The sequence below is a fragment of the Prosthecobacter sp. genome, from assembly GCF_049294395.1.
Classification (GTDB): domain Bacteria; phylum Verrucomicrobiota; class Verrucomicrobiia; order Verrucomicrobiales; family Verrucomicrobiaceae; genus Prosthecobacter.
On record NZ_JBAQCR010000381.1, the window covers coordinates 1 to 2,742 of the forward strand.

Sequence of the window (2,742 nt, forward strand, 5' to 3'; positions counted from 1 at the left end):
AAATTCCCCTGCTCAAAACAGCGCCCCCGTCTCATCCACGCCCACGCCCGAGATCCTCCCCCTCGATGACTGGATGCTCGCCTCCCGCCTCTCCTACCTCCTCTGGGCCACCATGCCCGATGCAGAACTCTCCACCCTTGCCGATCAGGGCAAACTCCACGACCCCGCCGTCCTCAAGACCCAAGTCGCCCGCATGCTCAAAGACGACCGCTCCCGCGCCCTCTTCGACGGCTTCGGCGCCCAGTGGCTCGGCCTCGCCGATCTCGCCGGCAAGACCTTCGACACCACCAAATTCCCCCAGATGACCCCCGCGCTCCGTCAGGCCATGTACGACGAAGCCCGCCTCTTCTTCACCAGCATCATCCGCGAAAACGCCCCCGTCTCCACCTTCATCACCGCCGACTACACCTACCTCAACGAGTCCCTCGCCGCCCTCTACAATCTCGGCGCAAAAAACACCGCAGAAGCAAACAGCCAATCCTCCTCATCCTCTCCCAACTCAGCAGCCTCTAACTCAGCTGCCAAGTCCCAAACTCCCACCTCCCCGTCAACTAACTCGCCCAATAACTCCTCTGCTAACTCCTCAGTTACTTCAGTCCCCCATTCCCTTGCTCCCCATTCCCTTGCTAAAAACTCCCCGGCAACGAACCCACCCACGACTAACTCAACTTCAACCTCCCCAGTAGCCGCTTCACCGCAGCCCCCCGCCATCACCGGTTCCAAGCTCCACCGCGTTCAACTCAAAGACCCCAATCGCGGCGGCATCCTCGGCATGCCCGGCATCCTCGCCGTCACCTCCTTCCCCAATCGCACCAGCCCGGTGAAGCGCGGCGTCTGGGTGCTCGAGCAGATCCTCGGCCAGCACGTCCCGCCCGCCCCGCCCAACGTCCCCACGCTGGAGAAGCAGGACAAAAACAAAATCGCGAATCTGACCCTCCGCCAGCGCACCGAGCTCCACCGCACCAACGTCGTCTGCGCCAACTGCCACAAGATCCTCGACCCCATCGGCTTCGGCCTCGAAAACTTCGACGCCATCGGCCGCTGGCGCGCCCAGGACGACACCGGCGGCCCCATCGACGCCGCCGGCGAGCTCCCCGGTGGCAAGCACTTCAGCACCCCCGCCGAATTGAAGACCATCATCGCCGCCCGCAAAGACGACCTCACCCGCAACCTCACCGAAAAGCTCCTCGCCTACGCCCTCTGCCGCCAGCTCGAAGGCTACGACGAAATCATCATCGATCAGCTCATGACGGGCATCGCCAAAGACAACCACCGCATGCAGACCCTCATCACCTCCGTCATCACCAGCTACCCCTTCCTCAACCGCCGCATCGTCGAAACCCTCAGCGCCGCGCCTGCTGCTGCGCCAAAGTCCGCACCGGGTACGAAACAAGGTGGCGCCAGCGTGAACGGCGCAGAAAAGAAGCAGCCTGATGGCCGGGAGGCTGTGCCGCAGCGGGCGGTCCAGGCTCCACTTCAGCCTTGAGCGAACTGAGCGACGTTGTCGTCATCCACCACCACCAGCTTGGCTTGAGAGTCATCTCCGCCTTGAGGTCGCATAAAGACGCCGCGCAGCTTGGTTTTGCCCATGGGGGCGCTGCTCAGCGCTTTAGTCGCCTTGATGGCTTTGTCCATGACGACGCCAGCTTTGCTCTTGAGCATGTCTGCCGAAGCACCGTTGGAGTCAGCTGTATAGGTTTTGACTTGCTGCGGGGGCTTGTTGGTCTCGACCCAGCCCTTAATGACGGCTTTTTTAAAGGTGATGTTTTTCTTTGACATAAACAGATGCCTCCTTGGATCAGAGCTTATAGGGATTCGGGAAAATGGCAAGGGAGTTCACCACCCGAGACCGAGGCAGGTGAACTGGCGTAATATTTTGTGTGCAATCGCCTGCGCCACTGGGTCGCCTCCGTTTGGCAGGTCGGCGGCGTACGTGCTTTTTGCGGCAAACAAGGCCTGCGCCGGTGCACCTCCTGCGCGGATGCGATCCCAAAAATACTGGTGCATCGGGCCGCCGGCAGAGTTGGGCTGTGCGCCCAGCGGGGAGTAATGGGAGCCAGTGCAGCCTATGAAGGCGCGGTAACCGGCGCGCAGCGCTGTCAGGGCGATGGACTGGTCCGCCGCTTTGCTCTGAGGTGGCCGCGCAGGGTCCTGCGCCCCGGCCTTTCGCGTCACCGTGAGCGCTCCCCAGCAGGCTCCCGTGAAGACGATGCCCGTGCCGGTGGCAGGCAGGCAGCTGACGTCAAATGCCTCCACCATCTGGTCTTCCTCCTCCCCCCAGAAGGCGGAGCCATCACTGTCAGACCCATGCAGCATGAGATACAGGCTGCCCTGCATTTGACTCTGCTCGGCCCGGGCTTCGGCGGTTCGCGCAGGCTGGGAGGAGAGGGCTTTTCCCTGCCCTTTGATCAGCTTGAAGACGGCCTTGGCGAAGGGGCGTTTGACGTTGTGCACGCAGAGCTTGTTAGGCTCGGTCCCTGTGGCGGACTGGAGGGCGGCAGTGAAAAGTTCTGCCGAGCGGCCGTCTGGGATGCGGCTGACTGGCAGCTCGGCAAAGGTGTCGCCATCCAGGTCTCCAAACAGCGCATCGCTCCACACGATGAAGTTGTCCGGGTCCGGAAAGCGGCCCACGGCGGCGCGCAGCTCCGGCGTCAGGACGTCCATGCGTGCCGAGGGCACCACATCGTAGCCGCCCAAGATCACCAGACCGGCAAACTGCCGGCCGCGCAGCGCCGCCTGCAC

The 2,742-nt window shown here is 62.8% G+C and carries 2 protein-coding genes and 1 pseudogene; 1 reads left to right on the forward strand and 2 read right to left on the reverse strand.

Annotation, left to right across the window (positions count from 1 at the left end; all coding sequences use genetic code 11):
- A partial coding sequence (locus WAW39_RS25510) for a DUF1592 domain-containing protein (RefSeq protein ID WP_422321980.1) occupies positions 1 to 1,486 on the forward strand: 1,486 nt, incomplete at its 5' end.
- Here WAW39_RS25510 and WAW39_RS25515 read toward each other — a convergent pair.
- Both WAW39_RS25515 and WAW39_RS25520 read right to left on the reverse strand, forming a co-directional pair.
- Positions 1,477 to 1,779 carry a hypothetical protein gene (locus tag WAW39_RS25515; RefSeq protein ID WP_422321981.1) on the reverse strand — a complete coding sequence of 101 codons (303 nt, stop codon included), beginning with the start codon at positions 1,777 to 1,779 and terminating at the stop codon, positions 1,477 to 1,479. The two genes, WAW39_RS25510 and WAW39_RS25515, sit on opposite strands and share 10 nt — an antisense overlap.
- Before the next feature lie 57 nt (positions 1,780 to 1,836).
- Positions 1,837 to 2,742 (reverse strand): annotated as a pseudogene (locus tag WAW39_RS25520) (hypothetical protein); the annotation flags it as partial.